Genomic DNA, 20,390 nt, shown 5'->3' with positions numbered 1-20,390 from the left:
TAGGCAGCGTAGGAACCTTCTAGGACAATAGAGGGTAAAGAACCGTTATGATCATGAACATCGCAGGTAACTGCGGCGTCCTCGTGTCCCTGTCCCGGCTTGCGCAGGATCTGCAAACGGCCGTCGTAAGGCCAAATGGAGGAATGTAATATGGTGCAAATGAAAGAAGAGACGAATATACGAATTCCGATTGTTCATATCGGTGTCGGGCAAGAGCGTTATGCGCTGCGGCTCGAGCATGTGCGCGAAGTGATCCGCATGCGGGCGGTTACCGAGCTGCCCGGCAAAGCGTCGATCCTTGGCGTTGTGCATGTGCGGGGGACCATCATCCCGATCGTAAGCCTGCGCAGCCGTCTCTCGATGCTGGAAGAAGCGCCGACGAAGTCTACGCGGATCGTCGTTATCGCACTTGGCGATACGCTGGTGGGGCTTGTCGTGGATCGGGTATATCAGGTTACCGAGCTCGGCGAGCTGCAGCCCCCGCCGGAGCGGATGGGAGCGGCCGACAGCCGATTCTTGACGGGTATCGGACAGCTGGACGGCGAGCTGATCGGACTGCTGAAGCTGGAATATATACTGGAAGCGGGGTGATTGGTAATGATGGACGATATACAGCTATCCGCGTACTTGGGCGTGTTCCTCGACGAGGTCGACGAGCAGCTGCAGGTGCTCGATGAACAGCTTCTGCGGCTGGAGAGAGACGGCTTCGAGAATGCAACGATACAAAGTATTTTCCGTGCTGCGCATACGCTGAAGGGCTCTTCGGCTGCAATGGGCTTCGAAAACATGAAGGCGATCACACATGCGATGGAAAGTGTGTTCGATCTGATCCGCAGCGCCAGACTCGAGATTGGACCGGAGCTCATGAGCGCCGTGTTTGAGGGCGTTGACGGAATTCGAGCCATGAAGCAGGCGATTGCGGACGGCCGGGAAGAGATTGATTGCGCCGACCTGATTGACCGATTGGGGTTTCTGGCGGCGGGAGGACGCAGTGAAAATCCGAAGGAAGCCCGGACTTCGGCAGCGGGTGCGAAGTCAAGGGCATGCGGGGAAGATCAGGTGCAGGATCCGGGTCCGGACAGTGCCGTTGCCGGTATTGCGCTTCGCTTCAACGACTATGAACGCAGTGCGATCGAGCAGGCGTTTGGGCAAGGCTATCAAGCCTACGCGGTATTTGCGAAGCTGGAGACCGAGGCGCTGATGAAATCCGTCCGGGCTCTGTTGATATACAACAATCTTAAGGAGCTGGGGGAAATCGTCACGTCGTCCCCAGCCATCGAAGAAATGGAGAACGAAGACAAATTTCAAGGCAGCCTGGTTTTCGTCCTTCTCACCCGGGACAACCAGGAGGCCATTCTTCATTGCATGAATCAAATTTCTCAGATCGAGACGTTTCGCCTGCAGCAGATCACCGCATCGAATTTATCCGCTTTCTGCGAAGGGCGTACGCTCGGCAGCGCTCGAAGCGATGTGCCGGAAGTACCCGTTCTTGCTGACGGAGACCAGCCCGCCCGGACGAAAGCGCCGGCCGGAGAGATGCGGAAGTCGGGCACGACGGTTCGCGTCGATGTGGAAAGGCTCGAGCATCTGCTTAACTACGTCGGCGAGCTGATTATCGACAATACCCGGCTTCATGATGTACGTAACCGACTGAACGAGCAATTTCGCGATAATCCGGACATTCATCTGCTCAATGAAATCAGCCATCACCTTAGCCGCGTCATCAGCGAGCTGCAGGACGGGATGATGAAGACGCGGATGATGCCGATCGAGCAGCTGTTTTCCCGCTATCCACGCATCGTTCGTGATGTTGCGCAGCAAGCGGGGAAGGAGATCGAGCTGCTGGTTGAAGGAAAGGATACGGAGCTTGATCGTACCCTGATCGAAGAGATAGGCGATCCGATTCTGCATATTTTACGCAACGCCGCCGATCACGGGATCGAACCGCCGGATGAGCGCGAGAAGCTCGGCAAACCGCGCAAAGGGCATATTTTGCTGAAGGCGGCGCATCAGGAGAACCGGATTGTGATCACCATCGCCGACGACGGCCGCGGCATCGACCCGAACCGGATCAAGCAATCTGCGGTGAGCAAAGGCCTGATCACCGAAGAGGAAGCGGAGGGAATGGGCGACAAGGAGCTGATTTTCCTTGTTTTCCACTCGGGCTTTTCCACGGCGCAGTCCGTTACGGAGCTGTCCGGGCGAGGCGTCGGGATGGATATCGTAAAGTCCCACATTGAGAAGCTGAACGGGATCGTAGATATCGAAACGAGCGTCGGCGAGGGGACGATCTTTACGATCAAGCTGCCTCTGACGTTGGCGATTATTCCGACATTGCTGGTGAAGCTGGGCTTGCGCGATTTTGCCGTGCCGCTTGCCAACGTCGTCGAGATCGTCGCCCTCGAGGAAGCCGATATTAAGACGATTCGCCAGCAGGAGGTATGTGTGATTCGGGGAGCCGTGTTCCCGCTTGTCCGTTTGCACGACAAGCTGGGCATACGGCGTGCGGCCGGTACGGACGCCGCTTCCGCCCGCCGCCGCACCTTCGTCGTAGTGGCCGGCATCGCCGAACGCCGCGTATGTCTCGTCGTGGACGAGCTGATCGGCAACCGCGAGATTGTCATCAAGTCACTCGGCCCCTTCGTCGGCAACGTTCCCTATGTTACGGGATCGACGATTCTCGGCGACGGGGACGTGGCGCTCATCCTCGACGTTGCGGCAATGATCCGGGAAGAAGGCTCACATTCGCTGGATAAGCTCACGGCCGCAGCGGAAGCGGCGCAGAACCGGCGCAAGGAGAGGCAGCTTGTTACGTTCGGCATTGCCCGAGAGCAGTACGCCTTGGACATCGGGGCCGTGAAGGAAATCGTAACCGTGCCTGAAGTGTCCAAGGTCGTTGCGGCTCCGGAGCACGTCCTTGGCGTTATGAACCTGCGCGGCACGACATTGCCGCTGGTCGACGTGCGAACGTGCTTCCGCTTGCCGAAGCAGGAGCCGTCCAAGCATTCCCGCGTCCTGATCGCCGATATCGGCGGGCGCTTGGTCGGGCTCCTGGTGGATCGCGTCGCCGAGGTGCTGAAAGTGCCCGTTGACAGTATCGAGGCCGTAACCGGCGAGAACGGTGCCGGTTCCGCTGCATGGATCGGCGGTCTGATCAAAAGGCGAGACCGGTTCGTGTTCCTGCTGCGTCCCGAGCTGCTGCTCGGCAACGCCGATGAGGCGTTTGCCTATGCGTAACCGAGCTGCCGGAATGAGGTGTTCCCTATGCTAAAATGCCCGGAATTCATTCATATTCTTACATGGAAACAGGATGTCACTCTAAAAAATGTCGAAGCGTTTCGCCAAGTGATCGGTCAGCTTCAGGATAGGACGGAAGAGGCGATCGTGCTGGATTTGGAGCACGTGACGTATTTGAACAGTGCGGCGCTGGGAGCCATTGCCGAGGGTGTGCTTTCCGCCAAACGGAAGGGCAAGGAGCTCGTCATCGGCGGCATTCAGCCGTCCGTCGGCGAGATTTTCCGGATTGTGAAGTTCGAGACGTTCATGAGACTGTTCCTGACCATCGAGGATGCGGTCGCGTATTTGGCTTCCAAGGCGGAATAGCGTGCGGAGGAGGGGTGAGCGACGGTGCCGGAATACGCGTTGATGCTGTCTCTTGCCGTGCCGGTGCTGTTGGCCGTTTGGATAGGGGCCCATATCCGGCGAAGCCGGGCGCTGATTGAGCAGGAAGAAGCGGAATTTCCGGCAGCAAGCTCGGAGGCTGTGACGCCTTTCATGCGGGCACAGGCTGAATGGAAAGCCGCGCAGCAGGAACTGGAGCATATTTTCAACAGTATCGATACGGTCGTTGCGTCCTGGAATGCGGTGGAGAAGCGTTATATCAAAATATCGGCGGTCTGCAGTAAAATGTTCGGTTACCCGGCGGAACGCTTCTACGAGAACGGCAGCCTGATTACGACGCTGATTCATCCGGACGATGTCTACATGGCTCCGCTGATAATGGAGACGGCGGGCCGGGGAGAGACGGCGTATTGGGAGTTTCGGGTTGTGTTGTCCGGCGGAGAGGTAAAGTGGCTGGAAAGCCGCATTTTTCCCGAGCTTGAGGAGAACGGAGCATTGCGCGGCATCACCACGGTGCTCACCGATATTACCGTCAGGAAGCAGCTGGCGCTGCGCGAAGCGGCGGATCTGGAGCTCGCCGGACGGGTACAGCGCTCGGTGCTGTCGGCTCCGCTTCAGGCTCCCGGCCTTGCCATCGATGCGCGCTACTTGCCGTCGCAGACGCTTGGCGGGGATATGTATGCTTGGTATCCGCTCGAAGACGGCCGGTATGGCTTGATAATACTGGACGTAATGGGCCAGGGCGTGCCGTCTTCGCTGGTCGGGATGTACGTTCGCTCGCTGCTGAAAGGGCTGATGAATCGGGTGACCGATCCGGGACTCGTCGTCGATGAGCTGAACCGGCACATGCTGAGACTGTTTCGAGAGAACGGCGGGGAGATGGCGGCGTTCTTCTTTACGGGGATCTATGTGCTGCTGGATCCGGCTGCGGGCAAGCTGCAATACGTGAACGCCGGGCATTGTCCCGCGCTCCTGATCGACGAAACGGATACGGTGCGGCGTCTCGAACCGACGACGGTTCCGGTCGGTCTGCTCGACACGATATCGCTTCACGTCGAAGAGCTCGCATTCACCGGGGAGACTCGGTTGCTGCTCTTTACGGACGGGCTTGTGGAAGGAATCGGCAGCTCCATTGGGCCGGCGCTCGATTCGGTAGCCGTCCGTCTGAGGCAGTCGTTTCGCAGGAGGGAAGGGCTGTCGGAGCTTCTATGCGCTCTGGTGCGCGGAAGCGAGAATGCGATGGAGGCGAAGGACGACATCAGCGTCGTCGGGGTCGATATCGGCAAGGTGTCGGCAGCATAGTCCGAGCACAGCCCTGCGCAAATCAAAGCCCTCGGTCTCGCCGCTAATCGCGGAAAGGCCGAGGGCTTATTTGGCAATCTAAGAATTTATATCGCAGAGCCCAATTAGTTGGCTGCTATTTCTCCGGGAAACGCGCGTCTGAAAGACGGCGAAAGCCGGCCTCTTGCATCGGAATCAGTCTTTGTTCTGGGCCGTTACGGTCGTCTCTACCGACGTCAGCTTGTCGTAGAAATCGACGTATTTATCCTTGTCTTCGGATGCGCGAAGCGCCATTGCAATGCGCGGATGTTCGTTCAGAGCGCCGGCGACCATGTAAGGGATGATATAGCCCCACTCCCACTTCTCACGCATAGCGACCATGTGGTTCTCGATGATGCCCAGTACCGGACGCACCTCGTAGCGCGGGTTTTTCAAGTAGCTGACGAGCAGCTCCGTCGGGCAGTTGCCCGCCGCGCGGCCCATGCCGTATACGGACGAATCGAGGAACGTAACGCCCTTCGCGGCACCGGCGATCGTGTTGGCAAACGCCATCTGCATGTTGTTATGCATGTGCAGGCCCAGCTCCTTCTCCGGGAGCAAGCGCTGGAACTTGGCGACAAGATAGTCGATGTCCTTGAAATCCATACTGCCGTACGAGTCGACGATATAGACAACATCCACCGGACTTTGGCGGATTTCCTCAAACGCTTCGGTCAGCTCGTTGTCCATGACATGCGTCAGAGCCATAATATTCAGCGTCGTTTCGTAGCCCATGTCGTGGAATTTCTGTACGAGCTCCAGGCCTTTGTCAACGTCCTTGATATAGCAGGCGACGCGGATCAAGTCCAGCTGGCTGTGCTCGCGAGGCAGGATGTCATTCTCATCGACGCGTCCGATGTCGACGAGTGCGGACAGCTTCGTCTCCGATTTCTGCGGAATGACTTCCTTCAGGAAATCTTCGTTCAGAAACCGCCACGGGCCGGAATCGCCGCCCTTGAGCAGCTTCGCCGAGTTTTTGTAGCCGATCTCCATGTATTCGACACCGGCTTCGCTAAGCCCCTTATACATATCCTTCACGAACTGCACGCTGAAATCCCAGTTGTTGACAAGTCCTCCGTCACGAATGGTGCAATCCAAAATTTTGTGGTGGTGATGTCGCATGTTTCGCTCTCCTTTTCCCGCATTGTGGCGGGTCTGCTTGGGAATCATTATGGCAAAGCCGCCTGTTCTTGTCAATCGCTTCCTCTATAGTTCCCTGTAATACGGCCTGGTTTCGGCCTGCCTTATATCCCGCATGGAAACGCCGCCGGATGTACAACCTATTCCAAGAGAACCAAGAGCACAGCCCGACAGGAAGGGGAAGCGTCATATGAGCGACTCACCGATTTTTTTCGAATTTGATGAAGAACGATCCGCCTATTTGGCGCTCGATACGCTGCATGAGCTTGGATACCGGCCGAATTTCGTATCCGGAACCGAAAAGCCGACGCTGCATATTCATATCGAGAAGCAGGACCTCACTTCGGCTCTCGAGATTGCCCAGGCTTACGGCGGCCGCATGATCGAGCTCGAAGACAAGGCGCCTTCCGAGGAGGAAGCTTACGCCGTCGCTTACGATCTTGATGAAGGGATCCGAATTCCGGCGCACGTGGTGGCTGAGGATTTCCCGGAAGACTACGCGCATCCGCAAGCAGAGGCAGGGGATGCTTCCGGTACGCTGATCGACGACGCCAACGCGTTCCATGGCGCCTTCGATCCGTCCGGCGACACCTATGACGGCTTCTCTGCCGGCGTACGGCTGTAGCGATCATCAGAGATCAAGGCCGTAGCGATATCAGAGATCGAGGTTGTAGCGAACATTTCAGATCGGCTGACGGTAAAAGCCTGGCCGGAGCTCAGCAGTATCGCTGTCCCGGTCAGGCTCTTTGTATAGCGGAGGGTTGTCCCAATGGTAGTTGGAATCTGCTGTTAGGACAGCCATTTGCTGAATTTAGCTCGTGATGTTGGTCGGCTATCTATGTACAATATTCATAAAGGCAGCCTTGGCCTAAGATGACCAAGACTGCCTTTACCTTTATACCCTTTCCTGCAAAGCTGTCTCCGCCGCGCTGCGCCCCGCTGTATATCCCGTGGAGAACGCCGCCGTAATATTGTAACCGCCCGTATACCCGTGAATGTCCAAAATCTCTCCGCAGAAGTACAGTCCTCCGCACAGCTTCGATTCCATCGTCCGCGGATCGATTTCCTTCAAGCTGACGCCGCCGCCGGTGACGAATGCTTCCTCTATGGACAGTGTGCCGCTGGCGTGAAACGGGAACGCTTTTGTCAGCCGGGCCAGCTCCCGCCAAGGCGCCTTCGGGATGTTGTCGAACGTAATCGCTTCGTTCAGACCGGCCTTCTGCAGCAGAAGCGGAATAAGCCGCTCCGGAAGAAAGCCCTTCAGCACGTTCTTGACCGCCTTCTTCGGCTCGGCCTGCGCCAGCGTATACGTCTGCGAATAGATCTCGTCTTCGCTAAGCTCCGGCCGCAAGTCGAGCGTCAACAGCACCGACGGTGCGCCGCTCTTCTTCAGCTCCTTGACGACGAACTGCGAGCAGCGCAGCACAGCCGGTCCCGACACGCCGAAGTGAGTGAAGATCATATCCCCCGCGTGCTCCACAACCGCCTTGCCCTTCGCATTCCAGACGGTCAGCGTAATGTCGCGCAGCGACAGCCCCTGCAGCTCCTTGCTCCGCACCCAGGCGTCGTCGGACGTCAGCGGCACCTCGGTCGGGTACAGCTCCGTAATGGTGTGGCCGGCCGCTTCGGCCCATGCGTAGCCGTCGCCGGTGGAACCGGTGTGCGGTACCGACTTGCCGCCGGATGCCACGATGACGCATCGCCCTCGAATCGTTTCGCCGGTTCGCAAGCGGACGCCTGCGATTTCACCCTCATGAATCAGAAGGGAGTCTACAGGACTATTCGTGCGAATGGTTACCCCTTGCCGCTTAACCTGATTAATGAGCGCTTCCACAACGGTTTTCGCCTTGTCGCTGACGGGAAACATGCGGCCGTTGTCTTCTTCTTTCAGACGGATTCCCAGATCTTCAAAGAACCGGACGATGTCCTTATTGCTAAAGTTCGAGAGCGCGCTATAAAGAAACCGGCCATTGCCGGGAATATGCTTGATCAGCTCGTCCAGCTCTTTGTTGTTTGTAACGTTGCATCTGCCGCCGCCGGAGATGCCCAGCTTGCGCCCCAGCTTATCGCCCTTGTCCAGCAGCAGCACCTTCGCTCCGCCGCCGCTGGCCGCAATGCCGGCCATGAGCCCGGCAGATCCGCCGCCAATCACGATCACATCGTATGCCATATGAAGCTCCTGAAATTGTATTGTTGTAGTCAATCGGTGATGTTCGTCGTGTAATATTCAATAATGTCTCTGCGCCGGATAATCCCGATAAACGTACCGTTGTCATCGATGACCGGGACGAAGTTCTGGTCGGCGGCAAGATGGAGCATATCGCCCAAATGAGCTTGGATAGAGACCGATTCGTTATGAATGCGGCGGTTGATCTCATGGACTTTAACCTGATTCAGATTGTCGAAGGTCAGCCCCGGAGTCTGCTTTAATTTCCAAAATAGATCGCCTTCGGACAGTGTGCCCACATACTTGCCTTCTTCGTCAATGACAGGTATCGCCGTATAATGGCAGTTCTCCAATACTTCCATCGCTTCGAGCATCGTAGCCGCCGATGCAATATACGCCACTTTATCTTTGGGCAATAAAAAATCGGAAATTTGCATGTCGGAACCTCCCTTGTCTTATGTGAAGTTACAGGATTTGTAATCAGGCTATGATTATAACACGATTCATGTCAGAAATTAAACCTTTCTCCGCTTGCCGCCGAGTCGCAGTACCTTGTCCGGAATACCGGGATGCAGCTTTATTTTGCGGCGGGATACGCTTGCCGGCTGTCAGCTTCGCAGGTTTCATTAATAACATTAATATAAATAATAAAACAAATTACGTAAAGTCAAAAATGGATCAATACCCAAAAATAGGGTTTACAACGGAAATGTAAACGCTTATATTAGGGTTACACATCAAAATAGAAAGCATAACATGTAAATATTAATAATAAAAATATTAACAACAAAGCTGGTTCGCTCTCGTGATTTAGTCTGTAAGCGGCATACCGTCATGAAGGCTTCTGCTGCTGCTTACGACTGTTTCTATATCCCAAAGGAGGAATTCACGATGAGAAAGGCTTTCTCCACATTGCTTGCGATTAGTCTGGGGGCAGGATTGCTGGCAGGCTGCAGCGATTCGAACGAGAGCGGCACAGCCGGAACGGCGGCCGCCGAGGGCGGCGGAGCTTCCAAAGTGAAGCTGAAGGCGATTATGCTCAAGCATCCGCTGACGCAAGAGCTCGCCAAGATGCAATGGCTGCAAGAAGCGCAGCAGCGCGCCGGCGTCGAGATCGAGTGGCAGGAGGTGACCGCGGACTGGCCGCAGAAAAAAGGGGCGCTGCTGGCCAGCGGCGATATTCCCGATCTGATCATCGGTCCTAACGCCATTACGGATGCAGATATGGCCCAGTTCAACGGATTGTTCCAGGAGCTGACCGGCCTGATCGACAAAAACGCGCCGAACGTAAAGAAGATGTTCGAGGAGAAGCCGGAGACGAAGGTGATCGCCACCCAGACGGACGGTAAAGTGTACGGCTTGCCGAAGTACCAGCGGTATTGGCCGGCGACCGCGACCCGGCAGTTCATCAACAAGCAATGGCTGGACCAGCTGGGCCTTAAGATGCCGACGACTTGGGATGAGCTGTATGCCGTGCTCTTGGCGTTCAAGGAGCAGGATGCGAACGGAAACGGCGATAAGAACGACGAGATCCCGATGGACTTCTCGCCGGTCGGGACGACGGGCTTCGGCTTCTTCCAGCCGACCGTATTGCTGGGCAGCATGGGCCTTACGTTAACCGACGCCAGCGGGCAAGGCTACTTCGCTGAAGACGGCAAAGTGAAAAACTTCCTGGTCGACGAGCGGTACAAGCAGCTCGTAGCTTTCCTGAACAAATGCTGGGCGGCCGGCTTGATCAATCCGGAAGCGTTCACGCAAGACTACTCCAAGTTCCAGTCGGTCGCCCGGGGCAGCGGTGACAAGGCGAAGGTCGGATTTTCGTGGGGCTGGGAGGTGACTGACCGGTTCGGCAACACGCTCGCACCGCAGTATGCCTCGATGGCGCCGCTCAAAGTATCGGCGGATTCTAACGCCCAGGTGTCTTGGGACTACACGTACAACGCTCTGAATTACGGCGTCAACATGGTGACGATGTCTTCCCAGACGAAGAACAAAGACGCGGCGATGAAGTTCATCAACGAGCTGTATGATCCGAAGGTCAGCATGCAGGTGCTGTTCGGCTCGCTCGGCACGAACATCAAGGATAACGGGGACGGCAGCTATGCCGTACTGCCGCCTTCCGATCCCAATATGGACCCGGGCACATGGAAATGGACGACGACCTGGGCGGACAACGGTCCGATGTATATTGCCGATTCGCTCAAGCTGATCCTCGGTACGGACATGCAGACCGTAGCGAAGCAAACGGAGCCGTTGATGGACGCGATCAATAAAATCGACAAGAAGAAGAGCGTCCTGCCGGCCATGTTCGTCAAGTACAGCAAGGACGACTACAATGCGATGAGCTTGGTCAATACGAATATGATGAATCTCGCTATGGCCAAATTTTCGCAATGGGTTACCAAAGGCGGCGTCGACAAAGAATGGGATGCGTATGTGAAGGAGGTCGGCAGGATCGGCTTGGATAACAACTTGAACATTATGCAGAAATACTACGATGAATATATGAGTAAACATTAACCGAAAGCTTCGGCCGGGATGCAGCTTCGCTTGGAGAGGCGCATTCCCCCGGATGAAAGGAGGCTGCTATGACCTCTCTCGTTCATCGTCTTCCGCGCGGGCTGCTAAACAGCTTTCGGCGCGATTACCAGCTATGGCTGATGGTGCTCCCGGCGGTCGTCGTCGTTGTCATTTTCAACTATATTCCGATGTACGGCATTCAGCTGGCATTCCGCGATTACGATTTCACCAAGGGCTTGACCGGCGGGGAATGGCGGGGATTCCATTACTTTGAGCAATTTATCCGGAGCAATCTGTTCGCCGATCTGCTGAGGAATACGTTTCTTATCAGTCTGGCGTCGATCGTACTCGGCTTTCCGGCTCCGATCGCGCTTGCGCTCATTCTGAATCAGGTCAGGTGGGTTCGGGGCAAGCGAATTTTGCAAACCGTCGTGTACATGCCGCATTTTATTTCCATTGTCGTCCTGGTGGGCCTGCTGAATGTGCTGCTGTCGCCCAACACCGGTATCATCGGCAATCTCGTCAAAACGCTGGGGTATGCCGATCTCAATCTGCTCGCGTCGACCGAAACGTTCATTCCCGTCTATGTGTTGTCGGACATTTGGCAGCACTGCGGCTGGAACAGCATTATTTATTTGGCGGCGCTGTCCACGGTGGACCCGAGCCTGTACGACGCAGCGAAGATCGACGGCGCGGGCCGGTGGCAGACGATTCGGCACGTCGATATACCGGCCATTATTCCGACGATGATTATTTTGTTTATCTTGAGCATGGGCAGCGTGCTGGGAACCGGCTTCGAGAAAGTGTTCCTGATGCAGAATCCGCTGAATTTGCCCGTCTCCGAAGTCATATCGACGTATGTGTACAAAATCGGTATCGTGTCCAACCAGTTCAGCTATGCGGCGGCGATCGGCTTGTTCAATACGGTCATCAATTTTATTTTCTTGTATGCGATGAACGCTATTGCGAAGAGAAGCTCGGACACGAGCTTATGGTAAGGTGCAGAAGGAGGGAGGGGACATATGGAGCTCTTGCGCGGGGTCGCGAGCAGCCGGATTAGCCGTCGTAGCCGCAGCCGCGGCGAGTGGGCCTTCGACATCGTCATTGCGGTATTATGCGGCCTGGTGTTCTTGATCGTGGCGTATCCGCTGTATTTTGTCGTTATCGCCTCGGTCAGCGATCAGACGCTCGTATCGACCGGCCAGGTGACGCTGTTTCCGAAGGGCTTCAGCACGTTCGGGTTCGAACAGATTTTTAAGGATCCGCGAATTTGGATTGGTTACCGGAATACGGTGATGTATACAGCGCTCGGCACGGTCGTCAATCTGTTGTTCACGCTGCCGGCCGCCTACGCCTTGTCGCGCCCGGAGTTTCGGGCCAGACGTGCGCTGATGTTCATGTTCGTGTTCACGATGTTTTTTAACGGCGGTTTGATTCCGACCTATTTGCTGATGAAGAGCTTGCATTTGACGAATACGATGTGGGCGTTCATCCTGCCGTTCTCGGTCAATGTGTTCAATCTGATCATTACGCGCACGTTCTTCGAGTCGGCGCTGCCCAAGGAGCTGTACGAGGCCGCTTCGATGGACGGCTGCTCGCACTTCAAATACTTCTCGATGGTGGCGCTGCCGCTGTCCAAAGCGGTCGTATCCGTCATTGCGCTGTACTATCTTGTCGCCCATTGGAACGACTTCTTTACAGGACTGATCTACATTCGATCCAACAGCTTGCAGCCGCTGCAGATCGTCTTGCGAGACATCCTGATCTCCAACCAGGTGTTCTCGCAGGGCGCCGGAGCCGGCGGCAACGCGGGAGGTTACGCGCAGCAGTATGCTGACCAGGTGAAGTACGGCGTCATCATCGTCTCTACCTTGCCGATTTTGCTCGTGTACCCGTTCATCCAGAAATATTTTGAGAAAGGGGTCATGATCGGCTCCGTCAAAGGGTAAGGGCAAAGAGCGGGGGAGTGTGCCTGGATACAGGCAAGGAAAGAGAGCAAGGACAAGTGTCGGATGCGCGGGCAAGCGGAGTCCAAGGCAAATTGAATACTAGCCGGCAATAGTATATGATTAACCAATATATTATTGTAGCGATCGTTGTTTGCGGAGGTCTGCCTGGATGAAACTGGACGCGTCCGACAAGTCGTTGCCGTTCTACGAGGCAATGGCCAGCAGCGTAAGGCTGCAGATCATCGGGCTCTTGGCGAAGCAGCCCATGAACATTCGCGAGCTGGCTGAAGCCGTTGGCCTCAGCAGCGCGATCATGACGATGCATGTGAAGAAGCTGGAGAACGGCGGCATCGTCCGTACCGAGCTTCACCCGGGAAGGGGAGGCATGCAGAAAATTTGTACGCTCGCGCTGGAGCAGGCGGAGATCGTATTCCCGAACAAGATGGAATCGATCCGCGAGTATCATCAAAGCTTTATTCCGATCGGCCATTATACGGACTTTGCCGTAGAGCCGACCTGCGGCTTGGCTACGGCCCAGAAGTTCATCGGCGAGGTGGACGATCCGCGGTATTTTCTCGATGTGGAGCGTTTCCAGGCGCAGATTCTGTGGTTCAGCGAAGGATATGTCGAGTATAAAATCCCGAATTTCCTGCTCTCGACGGAGAATCCGCTCGAGCTGGTCATTTCCTTGGAGATTGCTTCCGAAGCGCCGCTGACCAACAATACCTGGCCGTCCGACATTACGTTCTACCTCAATCAGGTGAAGCTGGGGACGTGGACAAGTCCGGGCGATTACGGGGATAAGCGGGGGAAATACAACCCGGCCTGGTGGCCTGACGGCGTGAACCAGTACGGCCTGCTGAAGCATCTGAAGGTTTCCAACAACGGTTCGTTCATCGACGGCAAACGGATCTCGGACGTTACGCTGGAGGAGGTCAATGTGCGCGAGAAGCAGTGGACGTTCCGCATCGCCTGCGAGAAAGATGCGCGCAATATCGGCGGCGTTACGCTGTTCGGCAAAGGCTTCGGCAACTACGATCAAGATATCGTACTGCGGCTGTATTATGAGAAGGTCGTACCGGCGGCGGACCGCATCGGGGATGGCGTGTAGGTGTATGGAGCGGGGTTTGGAGATTGACGGTGCTTGGAAATACGTAGCGGATTTCCGCTCCATCATTCCTTTCAGCGAACAAAGTGTCATGAGTCATCGGTTAGCGATATGAAGATTGCCGGACCGGAAAATAGGGACAAGACCGTTACAGCCTGTACCCATGGCTAGAACGGTCTTTTTTTGCATGATAGGGGACGTTTCGTCAGCCTCAAGCATACGGAAGGCGGAAGCGTCTTTATTTTCGCTGAAAGGTCGGGGCCAGCTGTCATCATAGCTGTAAATCTTTAACTCCGATATGGCGAAGATACATGATATTGCCGGTTTTCAGCCACATAAGGAAATTAAGCCGATTTCGATACGTCGTTGGTTTGCGCATATGGATCACGATAAATTCCTCCTTCGCCGTTTCGATGTTCATGATACCCCCAGAACATTAAAGAACAGACCAACGCGGCAAAAGCGAGCATGATCCAATAAGGGCGATAAGCGTTCTTGACGATTGCGGCAAGCCGGGAACTTGATAGATAAATAAGATTTTGCAAAGAGATTACCTCCTGACCGCACTTATGAAGACGTGTATGATGGCCGAATCTAGTAATATCTTTGCCAAATCTATGAGAGGCTAAACGTTCGGTGATAGATTTGATGTGCAGCAGGAAAACGGCGGACACCGAGCGCTGTCTCGGGTTTCGGCCGAAACCGGTACCGCCGCCGTCGCGTATTGTACAGAGAAGTCTAACAACTTGGAGGGATCAGAGTATGATCAAGCATATATTGAAGAAGCTGCTGCATTCTTTGACGGAGTCCAAGCATGGCCACGGACACGGAAACGGCTACGGTCAACGCCCTTACTACGGCAAGCGCTCTTCTTCGAGTCATCATTCGGGTTACGGCTACAAGCAAGGTCATTCTTACTATAAGAACAAGTTCGGCCGTCACTCGAGCTCCTGAATCGCGCGTTCAAGGTCGGAAGCCAACGAAAGGCCGTCTCCGTAGGGCGCCTCGATCTGAAGCAGCTTGCGGAGCAAACGGCGTGTCGCGGGGGCGAGCGTCAGCTCCTCCTCCCAGCCGGCGTCGTCTGCGGTAGTTTGCCCGTCTGCAGACGGCTCCGGATATGAAGTGTACAGGATGTACAGCAGTACGTGCCCCAGCGCGTACAGGTCGCTGCGCGGCTCGGGACTACGGCGGCGCAGCATTTCCTCGTCCATGCCGCCGCCAGCCAGTCCCGATCGGTCGCCGATACGCCGGGCCAGCCCGAAGTCGATCACCTTCAGCTCTTCGCCCCTCCAAATGATGTTCGGTATCCGCAAATCCAAATGCACGATTCCCCGTTCATGAATGTACAGCACGACATCCGTCAGCCGCCTGACGATGCGCAGCGAATCCAGCTCCGAGAACGCCGCGCCCCGGTCGAACACGAGCTGCTCCACCGTATCTCCCTCCACATATTCCATGACGAGAAAATCATGCTTTCTTTGGCTGAAAGTGCCGTAAAGCTTAGGAATGGCGGGGTGCTCGAGCATCCCCATCAGTTCGGCCTCCCGCTTCAGCAGCTGCTTGCCCAGCCGACCCTTGCTCGGCTTCGCCTGCTTGACGACGACGGGGCCGCCCTGCCGCACATCCGTGCACAAGTAGCTGAGCCCATAGCTGCCAGCGCCGAGCATCCGCTCGATCCGGTACCTCCGGCTGGCAAGCAGAGTGCCAGGGCGGAGCGGGTAATCGATCCAGGTCTGTATGAAGCGGCGCCAGTAGGACAGCATTGACTTGACCTCCGTATGCGTATCGCGGCTGACGCCGCTATTGGTTTTTCTTGAACCATACTTGTTGAAAATCAACGCAGCCCAGCGTGTTTAACGACATACCGCCCACCATCGGGCTGTAACACGGTTTGATGGGTCCATGCGGCGTCGCCCGCGGTAAGCTCCCTGCCGTGGTGAAAGTGAACGCCCTTGCGCAAGTAGAACGTCCAGCTGCAGGCCGATTCGTCGCATTCCCAAGCATAGGCGAGATGAGGCTCCAGCGACTGGTATACCGGATCGAAGCGGACCAGCGTGTCGAACACCTGCTTGATGAAATGCAAATCGCGGGAATAGTAGAGCTGCGCCGGATCCAGCGACCGAACCCGGGAGCATGCGCAGAGATGAGCAGGCGAAGCTGCGAGCAGTTCCCGCGTCCGCGTCCGGGCGTCCATTCGATCCAGCCGAGCTCGGACATTTTGCGGATCAGCAGCTTGACGTTACGTTCCGTGCAGTGAAGAGCGGCGGCGATTTGCTCTACCGTCACGGGAAGCGGCTCCCGGGAGCCTGCTTGGAGCGAAACGGCTCCTCCTAATGCATGCTGAAGCTGAGCGTATTGCAGGGCAATATTCATCGTACAGCCTCTGTTCGGTCCGTCATATGCTCAAAGTATAGAAGGGGGCCCGGTTTCCGTCAACGAGACGGTCAGCATGAAACAGAGGCCATACGGTTAAGCTGCCGAAATTCGATCGTTCTCTTCGTGAACATGCAGCTTTCGTACAGATGCGGCATTTTGTGGAAGGGACGTCCGGGCTGTCCGCTTTATCATTACACATTGGCCGATTCCGCGGCGGTGTTCGCAATATTTTCACTCTAGGCAAGCGGTAGGGAGAGGACTATAATTTGGGGGAACCATCACGGATTATTGGGCGGGGAGGTCCTTGCTATGAAGACGGCAACACTTGCAAAGGGGGCGGCGCTCCCGATTCGGCCGAATTACCGCATCCCGCTGTTCTGCGCCGTTACGCTGCTGTTCTGGATGTCGATGTACACTTGCGTACCGATCTTGACCCCGTACACGGAGCATTTGGGCGCTTCACACCAGACGGCAGGGCTTATCGTCGGCATGTACGGACTCAGTCAAATGCTGCTGCGCATTCCGGTCGGCGTCCTTTCGGACCGGCTGCACAAGCGCAAGCTGTTTATTGTGTTCGGATTGGCCTTCTCGGTGCTGGCGGGCGTCGGCATTATGATTTCGCAGGAGCTGACGTGGATTCTTATCCTCCGGGCGCTGGCCGGTGCGGCGGCGGCAACTTGGGTTGATTTTACGATCCTGTTTGCCAGCTATTATAAGAAAGAAGAAACGACCCAAGCGATCGGCACGATTACGCTGTATAACTCGCTCGGGCAAATGCTCGGCATCTTGGCGGGCGGCGCCGTGGCGGACTGGTACGGCTGGGAGGCGGCGTTCCTGCTCGGTGCGGGCGTAGGAGCCGTCGGTGCGATCGGGGCGATGTTCATTGTGGAAAAATTCGACCGCGACGCGCAGCCGATCACAATGCAAGGTGTGGCGGAGGTGGCGTCGGACCGCATTCTTCTGACCGTATCGTTCCTGGCGATTTTGTTCCAGCTGCTCACCTTCGCTACGGTATTCGGGTTTACCCCGGTGTATGCGCAGCAGCTCGGTGCGACGAAGCTGGACATGGGGATCCTGACGTTCTGCTCGACGCTGCCTACGGCGATCGCGGCATGGATCGGCGGCGGCGTGCTGGCCAGGCGCATCGGGGAACGGAACGTGATCATTCTCGGCTTTGTATTAAGTGGTGTATTCACCGCTGTCATACCGGTGACCGGTTCGTTATGGCTGCTTATTGCGACGCAGGCGCTGGCCGGATTCGGCCGCGGCTTTACGACCCCGGTGCTGATGGCGCTCAGCATCAAGCATATGAGCGGCGGACGGCGGGCGACGGCCATGGGCTTCTATCAAGCGATCTATGGCTTCGGCATGTTTGCCGGTCCGTATTTGATGGGCATTCTCGGCGACGTGCTTACGCTGGAGCAGGGCTTTTTCATTGTAGGCTTGCTGGGCTGCGCGGCGGCGGCGCTCAGCTATGTCATGCTGCGTCTGGCCGGTGCCGGGACGACAAGACCGCAGGTTGGCGGGTAAGATTTTGCCGATTCCGTCACAAACCGCTTCCGTCAATCGTCTTAGGGTTATCAAGACGAAAAGGCGGGATGAACAATGCAGCGCATGGAAAATGGTACTGCGAGCGAAGTGTGGGACGTTGTCGTAATCGGTGCAGGGGCGGCCGGGCTGACAGCTGCGGTGATACTGGCGCGCGCCGGCCGGCGGGTGCTGGTGCTGGAGCGGGGTGCAGGAGCGGGCGGCCGGGCGATATCGACCGGGCTGGGAGGCGCCTCCGTCAACCTCGGAGCTCATGCACTCTACGAGGAGGGGGCGGCTGTCCTGCGTGAGCTTGGTGTCGAGCCGCAGGGGGCGCCGCCGAAGCAGAACGCGTCGTTCGTCTTCGGCGGCGGAAGCAGAGGCGCTGCGGCGCAGCGCTTTGAGGCGGCTGCGTTAAACGGCCTGCTGCTTGGCCGGCGGCTGAGCTGGGGGGAGAAGACGGAGTTTCTGCGCTTCTATATGTCGCTGCGCCGGATCGATACGAAGCCGCTGCAAAAATTGACGTTAGAAGAATGGATGCGCGGCCGCTTTCGGCACGTGCGCGCTCGCCAGCTGGCGGAAGCGTTCGTTCGCGTATCGTCGTACAGCAACGCACCTGCACTGATGAGCGCGGGTGCGGCGGTCGACCAGCTGAAGCGGGCGAATGTGCTGTATGTTCATGGCGGCTGGCAGACGATCATCGATGCTCTTGCCGCGGAGGCTGGCAAGGCGGGGGCTGTCGTGAGGACCGGGGCTGCGGTGCAGGCGATCGAGGGCCGGTTCCCCGATATGGCGGTGCGGCTCAAGGACGGCGAACGGATTCAAGCGCGAAGAATCGTGTCCACCTTAGGGCCGTCGCAGCTGCTGTCGGCGCTGGACACAAGGCTGCCTGCGTCGTATGAGCTGAAGCTGAAGGGGGCGGTTCCTATTCACGCCGCTTGCTTGGATATCGTGCTGGATGGGCTGCCGGCGCCGAAGACGAATTTCGCTCTCGGTCTGGAGCGTCCGCTTTATTTTTCCAACCATTCGAACGTCGCCCGCTTCTCTCCGAATCCGGAGCATGCGGTTATTCATCTGATGAACTATTTGCCTGCGGGCGAGGACGGCCATGCCGGCGGAGCCGTTTTGGAAGCGGAGCTGGAGCGGATGCTGGATACGCTTCAGCCGGGCTGGAAAGGCCGCGTCATAGCCAGACGCTTCCTGCCGCACATGCTGGTAGCCCACAGCGTCGCAACGGCGGCGGACGGCGGATTGGCGGGGCGGCCGCCGGTTGCCGTGGAAGGCAAGCCGGGCCTGTATGCAGCGGGAGACTGGGTCGGCCCGGAGGGGATGCTGGTGAACGCATCCTTGTTAAGCGCCCGGCGGGCAGCGCGGGCTATTCTCGAGGAAAGCCGTCACGATGCGGAGAGGATGCTGACAACTGATGGAAGTCGAAACGTTATATCGCGAGTTTAAGCCGCTGCTGTTCTCCATCGCCTACCGCATGCTCGGATCGGTTGCCGATGCGGAGGATGCGGTGCAGGAGACGTTCGCAGCGGTGGTGTCGGGAGACGGCAAAGTGGCGAACTGGAAAGCGTATTTGTGCAGGGCCGTGACGAACCGCTGTATGGACATATTGAAATCCTCCCGCCGCAAACGCGAGCTGTACGTCGGCCCGTGGCTGCCGGAGCCGCTTGTGCAGGATGCGGGGCCGGACCGCACAGCCTCGGATCCGCTGCAGGCTACGCTGCTGGAGGAGACGGTGTCTTACGCCTTCCTGGTGCTGCTGCAGCGGCTGACTCCTCTCGAACGGGCCGTCTTTATCCTGCGCGAAGCGTTCGACTACACGTACCGGGATATCGCCGATATCGTCGGCAAGACGGAGCTGGGCTGCCGCCAGACGTACAGCCGCGTCCGGCGCAAGGTGCAGGGGGCGCCGGAGGCTGAAGCCGTCCCCGATCTCGGCGAAGGACGCGTGCTCGTCGAGCGGTTCCTGCAGGCGGCCTACACCGGCGACGTCGCTTCGCTCGTCGCGCTCCTCAGCGACGATGCGGTGCTCGTCAGCGACGGGGGAGGCAAGCGCTTTGCGGCGCTGCAGCCGATTGTCGGCAGCGTGCGCGTCGCCGCGTTCCTGGCCGGCGTAGCGGCCAAATCGGGCGCCGGCGGCAGTGTCCGCTTCGCGCTGGTCAACGGCTCGGCCGGAGTTGTGCTGACGGCGCCGGACGGTCCGACGGTGGTGACCTTCGCGCTTTCGCCCGACGGACGCTGTTCGCGAATGTACTTGATCCTGAATCCGGATAAGCTGACGACCTTGCAAGCGATGGGGATTTGAGGGAAAGAGGCTCCGGTAGTCTTGAATCCCTGTGCACGGGGCTGGAAGTCCGGCTGACGAGCTGATGTATAGCTCCGACAGCCGGACTTTTGCTGTGTCTAGCGTTTGGACGGTAACGGTTTTGAGCTCGGCGGAGTTCAGATGGCCCTTTTTCCGATTTCCGTCCATCATCGGCATTCGGGCCGGGGGCAGTGTTGTCGCGGTATTACGGCAGATCTGTCGATGGTCAAGCGGAAATCCTCCATCTAATTCGGCAATTAATTGCTCTTATTTTGATTTTGGTGGAAAAGTGGACCTCCGTCAAGAAAATAGACACGCGTTACGATGTTTTTCTCTTAGAAACCTGTATGG

19 protein-coding genes and 1 pseudogene are annotated in these 20,390 nt (G+C 57.0%); 13 read left to right on the top strand and 7 right to left on the bottom strand.

The genetic code is table 11. The features are described 5' to 3' along the window. Positions 1 to 150: 150 nt before the first annotated feature. The 4 genes from ACFFK0_RS03905 to ACFFK0_RS03890 are packed head-to-tail and all read left to right on the top strand — an operon-like array spanning position 151 to position 4,923. Positions 151 to 591 carry a chemotaxis protein CheW gene (locus ACFFK0_RS03905; RefSeq protein ID WP_377468585.1) on the top strand — a complete coding sequence of 147 codons (441 nt, stop codon included), beginning with the start codon at positions 151 to 153 and terminating at the stop codon, positions 589 to 591. A gap of 6 nt (positions 592 to 597) precedes the next feature. Further along, complete coding sequence (locus ACFFK0_RS03900) at positions 598 to 3,237, top strand: chemotaxis protein CheA (RefSeq protein WP_377468584.1); 2,640 nt, start codon at positions 598 to 600, stop codon at positions 3,235 to 3,237. A gap of 27 nt (positions 3,238 to 3,264) precedes the next feature. Beyond that, positions 3,265 to 3,603 (top strand): STAS domain-containing protein, encoded by a 339-nt coding sequence (locus ACFFK0_RS03895; protein WP_377468583.1) that lies wholly within the window; start codon positions 3,265 to 3,267, stop codon positions 3,601 to 3,603. Positions 3,604 to 3,627: 24 nt separating this feature from the next. Next, entirely contained in the window at positions 3,628 to 4,923 is a 1,296-nt protein-coding gene (locus ACFFK0_RS03890; RefSeq protein WP_377468582.1) for a PP2C family protein-serine/threonine phosphatase, read from the top strand. A gap of 174 nt (positions 4,924 to 5,097) precedes the next feature. Here the strand turns inward: ACFFK0_RS03890 and ACFFK0_RS03885 are convergent, their stop codons facing one another. After that, complete coding sequence (locus ACFFK0_RS03885; RefSeq protein WP_377468581.1) at positions 5,098 to 6,063, bottom strand: aldolase catalytic domain-containing protein; 966 nt, start codon at positions 6,061 to 6,063, stop codon at positions 5,098 to 5,100. Positions 6,064 to 6,271: 208 nt separating this feature from the next. Here ACFFK0_RS03885 and ACFFK0_RS03880 point away from each other — a divergent pair, with 208 nt between their 5' ends. Further along, positions 6,272 to 6,706 carry a hypothetical protein gene (locus ACFFK0_RS03880; protein WP_377468580.1) on the top strand — a complete coding sequence of 145 codons (435 nt, stop codon included), beginning with the start codon at positions 6,272 to 6,274 and terminating at the stop codon, positions 6,704 to 6,706. A gap of 270 nt (positions 6,707 to 6,976) precedes the next feature. On the opposite strand, the gene ACFFK0_RS03875 is transcribed toward ACFFK0_RS03880, so the two are convergent. Together ACFFK0_RS03875 and ACFFK0_RS03870 are read right to left on the bottom strand one after the other, a co-directional pair. Beyond that, a complete protein-coding gene (locus ACFFK0_RS03875) occupies positions 6,977 to 8,251 on the bottom strand; it encodes a BaiN/RdsA family NAD(P)/FAD-dependent oxidoreductase (protein WP_377468579.1) in 1,275 nt (424 codons plus the stop codon). A 29-nt stretch (positions 8,252 to 8,280) separates the two neighbouring features. Next, positions 8,281 to 8,685 (bottom strand): CBS domain-containing protein, encoded by a 405-nt coding sequence (locus ACFFK0_RS03870; protein ID WP_377468578.1) that lies wholly within the window; start codon positions 8,683 to 8,685, stop codon positions 8,281 to 8,283. A 454-nt stretch (positions 8,686 to 9,139) separates the two neighbouring features. Between ACFFK0_RS03870 and ACFFK0_RS03865 the strand changes: the two genes are divergently transcribed. From ACFFK0_RS03865 to ACFFK0_RS03850, 4 genes are all read left to right on the top strand, one after another. Continuing rightward, positions 9,140 to 10,768 (top strand): type 2 periplasmic-binding domain-containing protein, encoded by a 1,629-nt coding sequence (locus tag ACFFK0_RS03865; protein ID WP_377468577.1) that lies wholly within the window; start codon positions 9,140 to 9,142, stop codon positions 10,766 to 10,768. Positions 10,769 to 10,836: 68 nt separating this feature from the next. Further along, complete coding sequence (locus tag ACFFK0_RS03860; RefSeq protein ID WP_377468576.1) at positions 10,837 to 11,766, top strand: ABC transporter permease; 930 nt, start codon at positions 10,837 to 10,839, stop codon at positions 11,764 to 11,766. Between the two features lie 24 nt (positions 11,767 to 11,790). After that, positions 11,791 to 12,717, top strand: coding sequence for a carbohydrate ABC transporter permease (locus ACFFK0_RS03855; RefSeq protein ID WP_377468575.1), 927 nt, complete (start codon positions 11,791 to 11,793; stop codon positions 12,715 to 12,717). A 169-nt stretch (positions 12,718 to 12,886) separates the two neighbouring features. Then, positions 12,887 to 13,828, top strand: coding sequence for an ArsR/SmtB family transcription factor (locus ACFFK0_RS03850; protein ID WP_377468574.1), 942 nt, complete (start codon positions 12,887 to 12,889; stop codon positions 13,826 to 13,828). Positions 13,829 to 14,169: 341 nt separating this feature from the next. Here the strand turns inward: ACFFK0_RS03850 and ACFFK0_RS03845 are convergent, their stop codons facing one another. Further along, positions 14,170 to 14,370: a hypothetical protein gene (locus ACFFK0_RS03845; protein WP_377468573.1), complete on the bottom strand. Its 201-nt coding sequence runs from the start codon at positions 14,368 to 14,370 to the stop codon at positions 14,170 to 14,172. A gap of 217 nt (positions 14,371 to 14,587) precedes the next feature. Here ACFFK0_RS03845 and ACFFK0_RS03840 point away from each other — a divergent pair, with 217 nt between their 5' ends. Further along, entirely contained in the window at positions 14,588 to 14,779 is a 192-nt protein-coding gene (locus ACFFK0_RS03840; RefSeq protein WP_377468572.1) for a hypothetical protein, read from the top strand. Here the strand turns inward: ACFFK0_RS03840 and ACFFK0_RS03835 are convergent. The 3 genes and pseudogenes from ACFFK0_RS03835 to ACFFK0_RS03825 form a co-directional block, all read right to left on the bottom strand. After that, positions 14,764 to 15,588, bottom strand: coding sequence for a serine/threonine protein kinase (locus ACFFK0_RS03835; RefSeq protein WP_377468571.1), 825 nt, complete (start codon positions 15,586 to 15,588; stop codon positions 14,764 to 14,766). The genes ACFFK0_RS03840 and ACFFK0_RS03835 overlap by 16 nt on opposite strands. A gap of 71 nt (positions 15,589 to 15,659) precedes the next feature. Continuing rightward, complete coding sequence (locus ACFFK0_RS03830; RefSeq protein ID WP_377468570.1) at positions 15,660 to 16,019, bottom strand: ABC transporter substrate-binding protein; 360 nt, start codon at positions 16,017 to 16,019, stop codon at positions 15,660 to 15,662. Between the two features lie 8 nt (positions 16,020 to 16,027). Continuing rightward, positions 16,028 to 16,198, bottom strand: a pseudogene (locus ACFFK0_RS03825) (SgrR family transcriptional regulator); the annotation flags it as partial. Between the two features lie 312 nt (positions 16,199 to 16,510). Between ACFFK0_RS03825 and ACFFK0_RS03820 the strand changes: the two are divergent. From ACFFK0_RS03820 to sigJ, 3 genes are all read left to right on the top strand, one after another. Then, the gene (locus tag ACFFK0_RS03820) at positions 16,511 to 17,731 is read left to right on the top strand and encodes an MFS transporter (RefSeq protein ID WP_377468569.1); all 1,221 of its coding nucleotides are present in this window, start codon (positions 16,511 to 16,513) and stop codon (positions 17,729 to 17,731) included. Between the two features lie 75 nt (positions 17,732 to 17,806). After that, the gene (locus ACFFK0_RS03815; protein WP_377468568.1) at positions 17,807 to 19,183 is read left to right on the top strand and encodes a phytoene desaturase family protein; all 1,377 of its coding nucleotides are present in this window, start codon (positions 17,807 to 17,809) and stop codon (positions 19,181 to 19,183) included. After that, positions 19,152 to 20,039, top strand: coding sequence for an RNA polymerase sigma factor SigJ (sigJ, locus tag ACFFK0_RS03810; protein WP_377468567.1), 888 nt, complete (start codon positions 19,152 to 19,154; stop codon positions 20,037 to 20,039). The genes ACFFK0_RS03815 and sigJ overlap by 32 nt, the downstream gene beginning before the upstream one ends. The last annotated feature ends 351 nt before the right edge of the window (positions 20,040 to 20,390 follow it).

Source organism: Paenibacillus chartarius (assembly GCF_042432825.1).
In the GTDB taxonomy this organism is placed as follows: domain Bacteria; phylum Bacillota; class Bacilli; order Paenibacillales; family NBRC-103111; genus Gordoniibacillus; species Gordoniibacillus chartarius.
The sequence above is the reverse complement of the archived record's forward strand: the minus strand, read 5'-3'. Positions and strand labels throughout refer to the sequence as shown.

What these genes read in the sequence shown, in the direction of transcription:
- ACFFK0_RS03835 (WP_377468571.1), bottom strand. Translation starts at nt 15,588, where the DNA reads ATGCTGTCCTACTGGCGCCGCTTCATACAGACCTGGATCGATTACCCG.
- ACFFK0_RS03900 (WP_377468584.1), top strand. Translation starts at nt 598, where the DNA reads ATGATGGACGATATACAGCTATCCGCGTACTTGGGCGTGTTCCTCGAC.
- ACFFK0_RS03830 (WP_377468570.1), bottom strand. Translation starts at nt 16,019, where the DNA reads ATGGACGCCCGGACGCGGACGCGGGAACTGCTCGCAGCTTCGCCTGCT.
- ACFFK0_RS03865 (WP_377468577.1), top strand. Translation starts at nt 9,140, where the DNA reads ATGAGAAAGGCTTTCTCCACATTGCTTGCGATTAGTCTGGGGGCAGGA.
- ACFFK0_RS03880 (WP_377468580.1), top strand. Translation starts at nt 6,272, where the DNA reads ATGAGCGACTCACCGATTTTTTTCGAATTTGATGAAGAACGATCCGCC.
- ACFFK0_RS03855 (WP_377468575.1), top strand. Translation starts at nt 11,791, where the DNA reads ATGGAGCTCTTGCGCGGGGTCGCGAGCAGCCGGATTAGCCGTCGTAGC.
- ACFFK0_RS03870 (WP_377468578.1), bottom strand. Translation starts at nt 8,685, where the DNA reads ATGCAAATTTCCGATTTTTTATTGCCCAAAGATAAAGTGGCGTATATT.
- ACFFK0_RS03850 (WP_377468574.1), top strand. Translation starts at nt 12,887, where the DNA reads ATGAAACTGGACGCGTCCGACAAGTCGTTGCCGTTCTACGAGGCAATG.
- ACFFK0_RS03885 (WP_377468581.1), bottom strand. Translation starts at nt 6,063, where the DNA reads ATGCGACATCACCACCACAAAATTTTGGATTGCACCATTCGTGACGGA.
- ACFFK0_RS03860 (WP_377468576.1), top strand. Translation starts at nt 10,837, where the DNA reads ATGACCTCTCTCGTTCATCGTCTTCCGCGCGGGCTGCTAAACAGCTTT.
- ACFFK0_RS03820 (WP_377468569.1), top strand. Translation starts at nt 16,511, where the DNA reads ATGAAGACGGCAACACTTGCAAAGGGGGCGGCGCTCCCGATTCGGCCG.
- sigJ (WP_377468567.1), top strand. Translation starts at nt 19,152, where the DNA reads ATGGAAGTCGAAACGTTATATCGCGAGTTTAAGCCGCTGCTGTTCTCC.
- ACFFK0_RS03905 (WP_377468585.1), top strand. Translation starts at nt 151, where the DNA reads ATGGTGCAAATGAAAGAAGAGACGAATATACGAATTCCGATTGTTCAT.
- ACFFK0_RS03875 (WP_377468579.1), bottom strand. Translation starts at nt 8,251, where the DNA reads ATGGCATACGATGTGATCGTGATTGGCGGCGGATCTGCCGGGCTCATG.
- ACFFK0_RS03895 (WP_377468583.1), top strand. Translation starts at nt 3,265, where the DNA reads ATGCTAAAATGCCCGGAATTCATTCATATTCTTACATGGAAACAGGAT.
- ACFFK0_RS03840 (WP_377468572.1), top strand. Translation starts at nt 14,588, where the DNA reads ATGATCAAGCATATATTGAAGAAGCTGCTGCATTCTTTGACGGAGTCC.
- ACFFK0_RS03815 (WP_377468568.1), top strand. Translation starts at nt 17,807, where the DNA reads ATGCAGCGCATGGAAAATGGTACTGCGAGCGAAGTGTGGGACGTTGTC.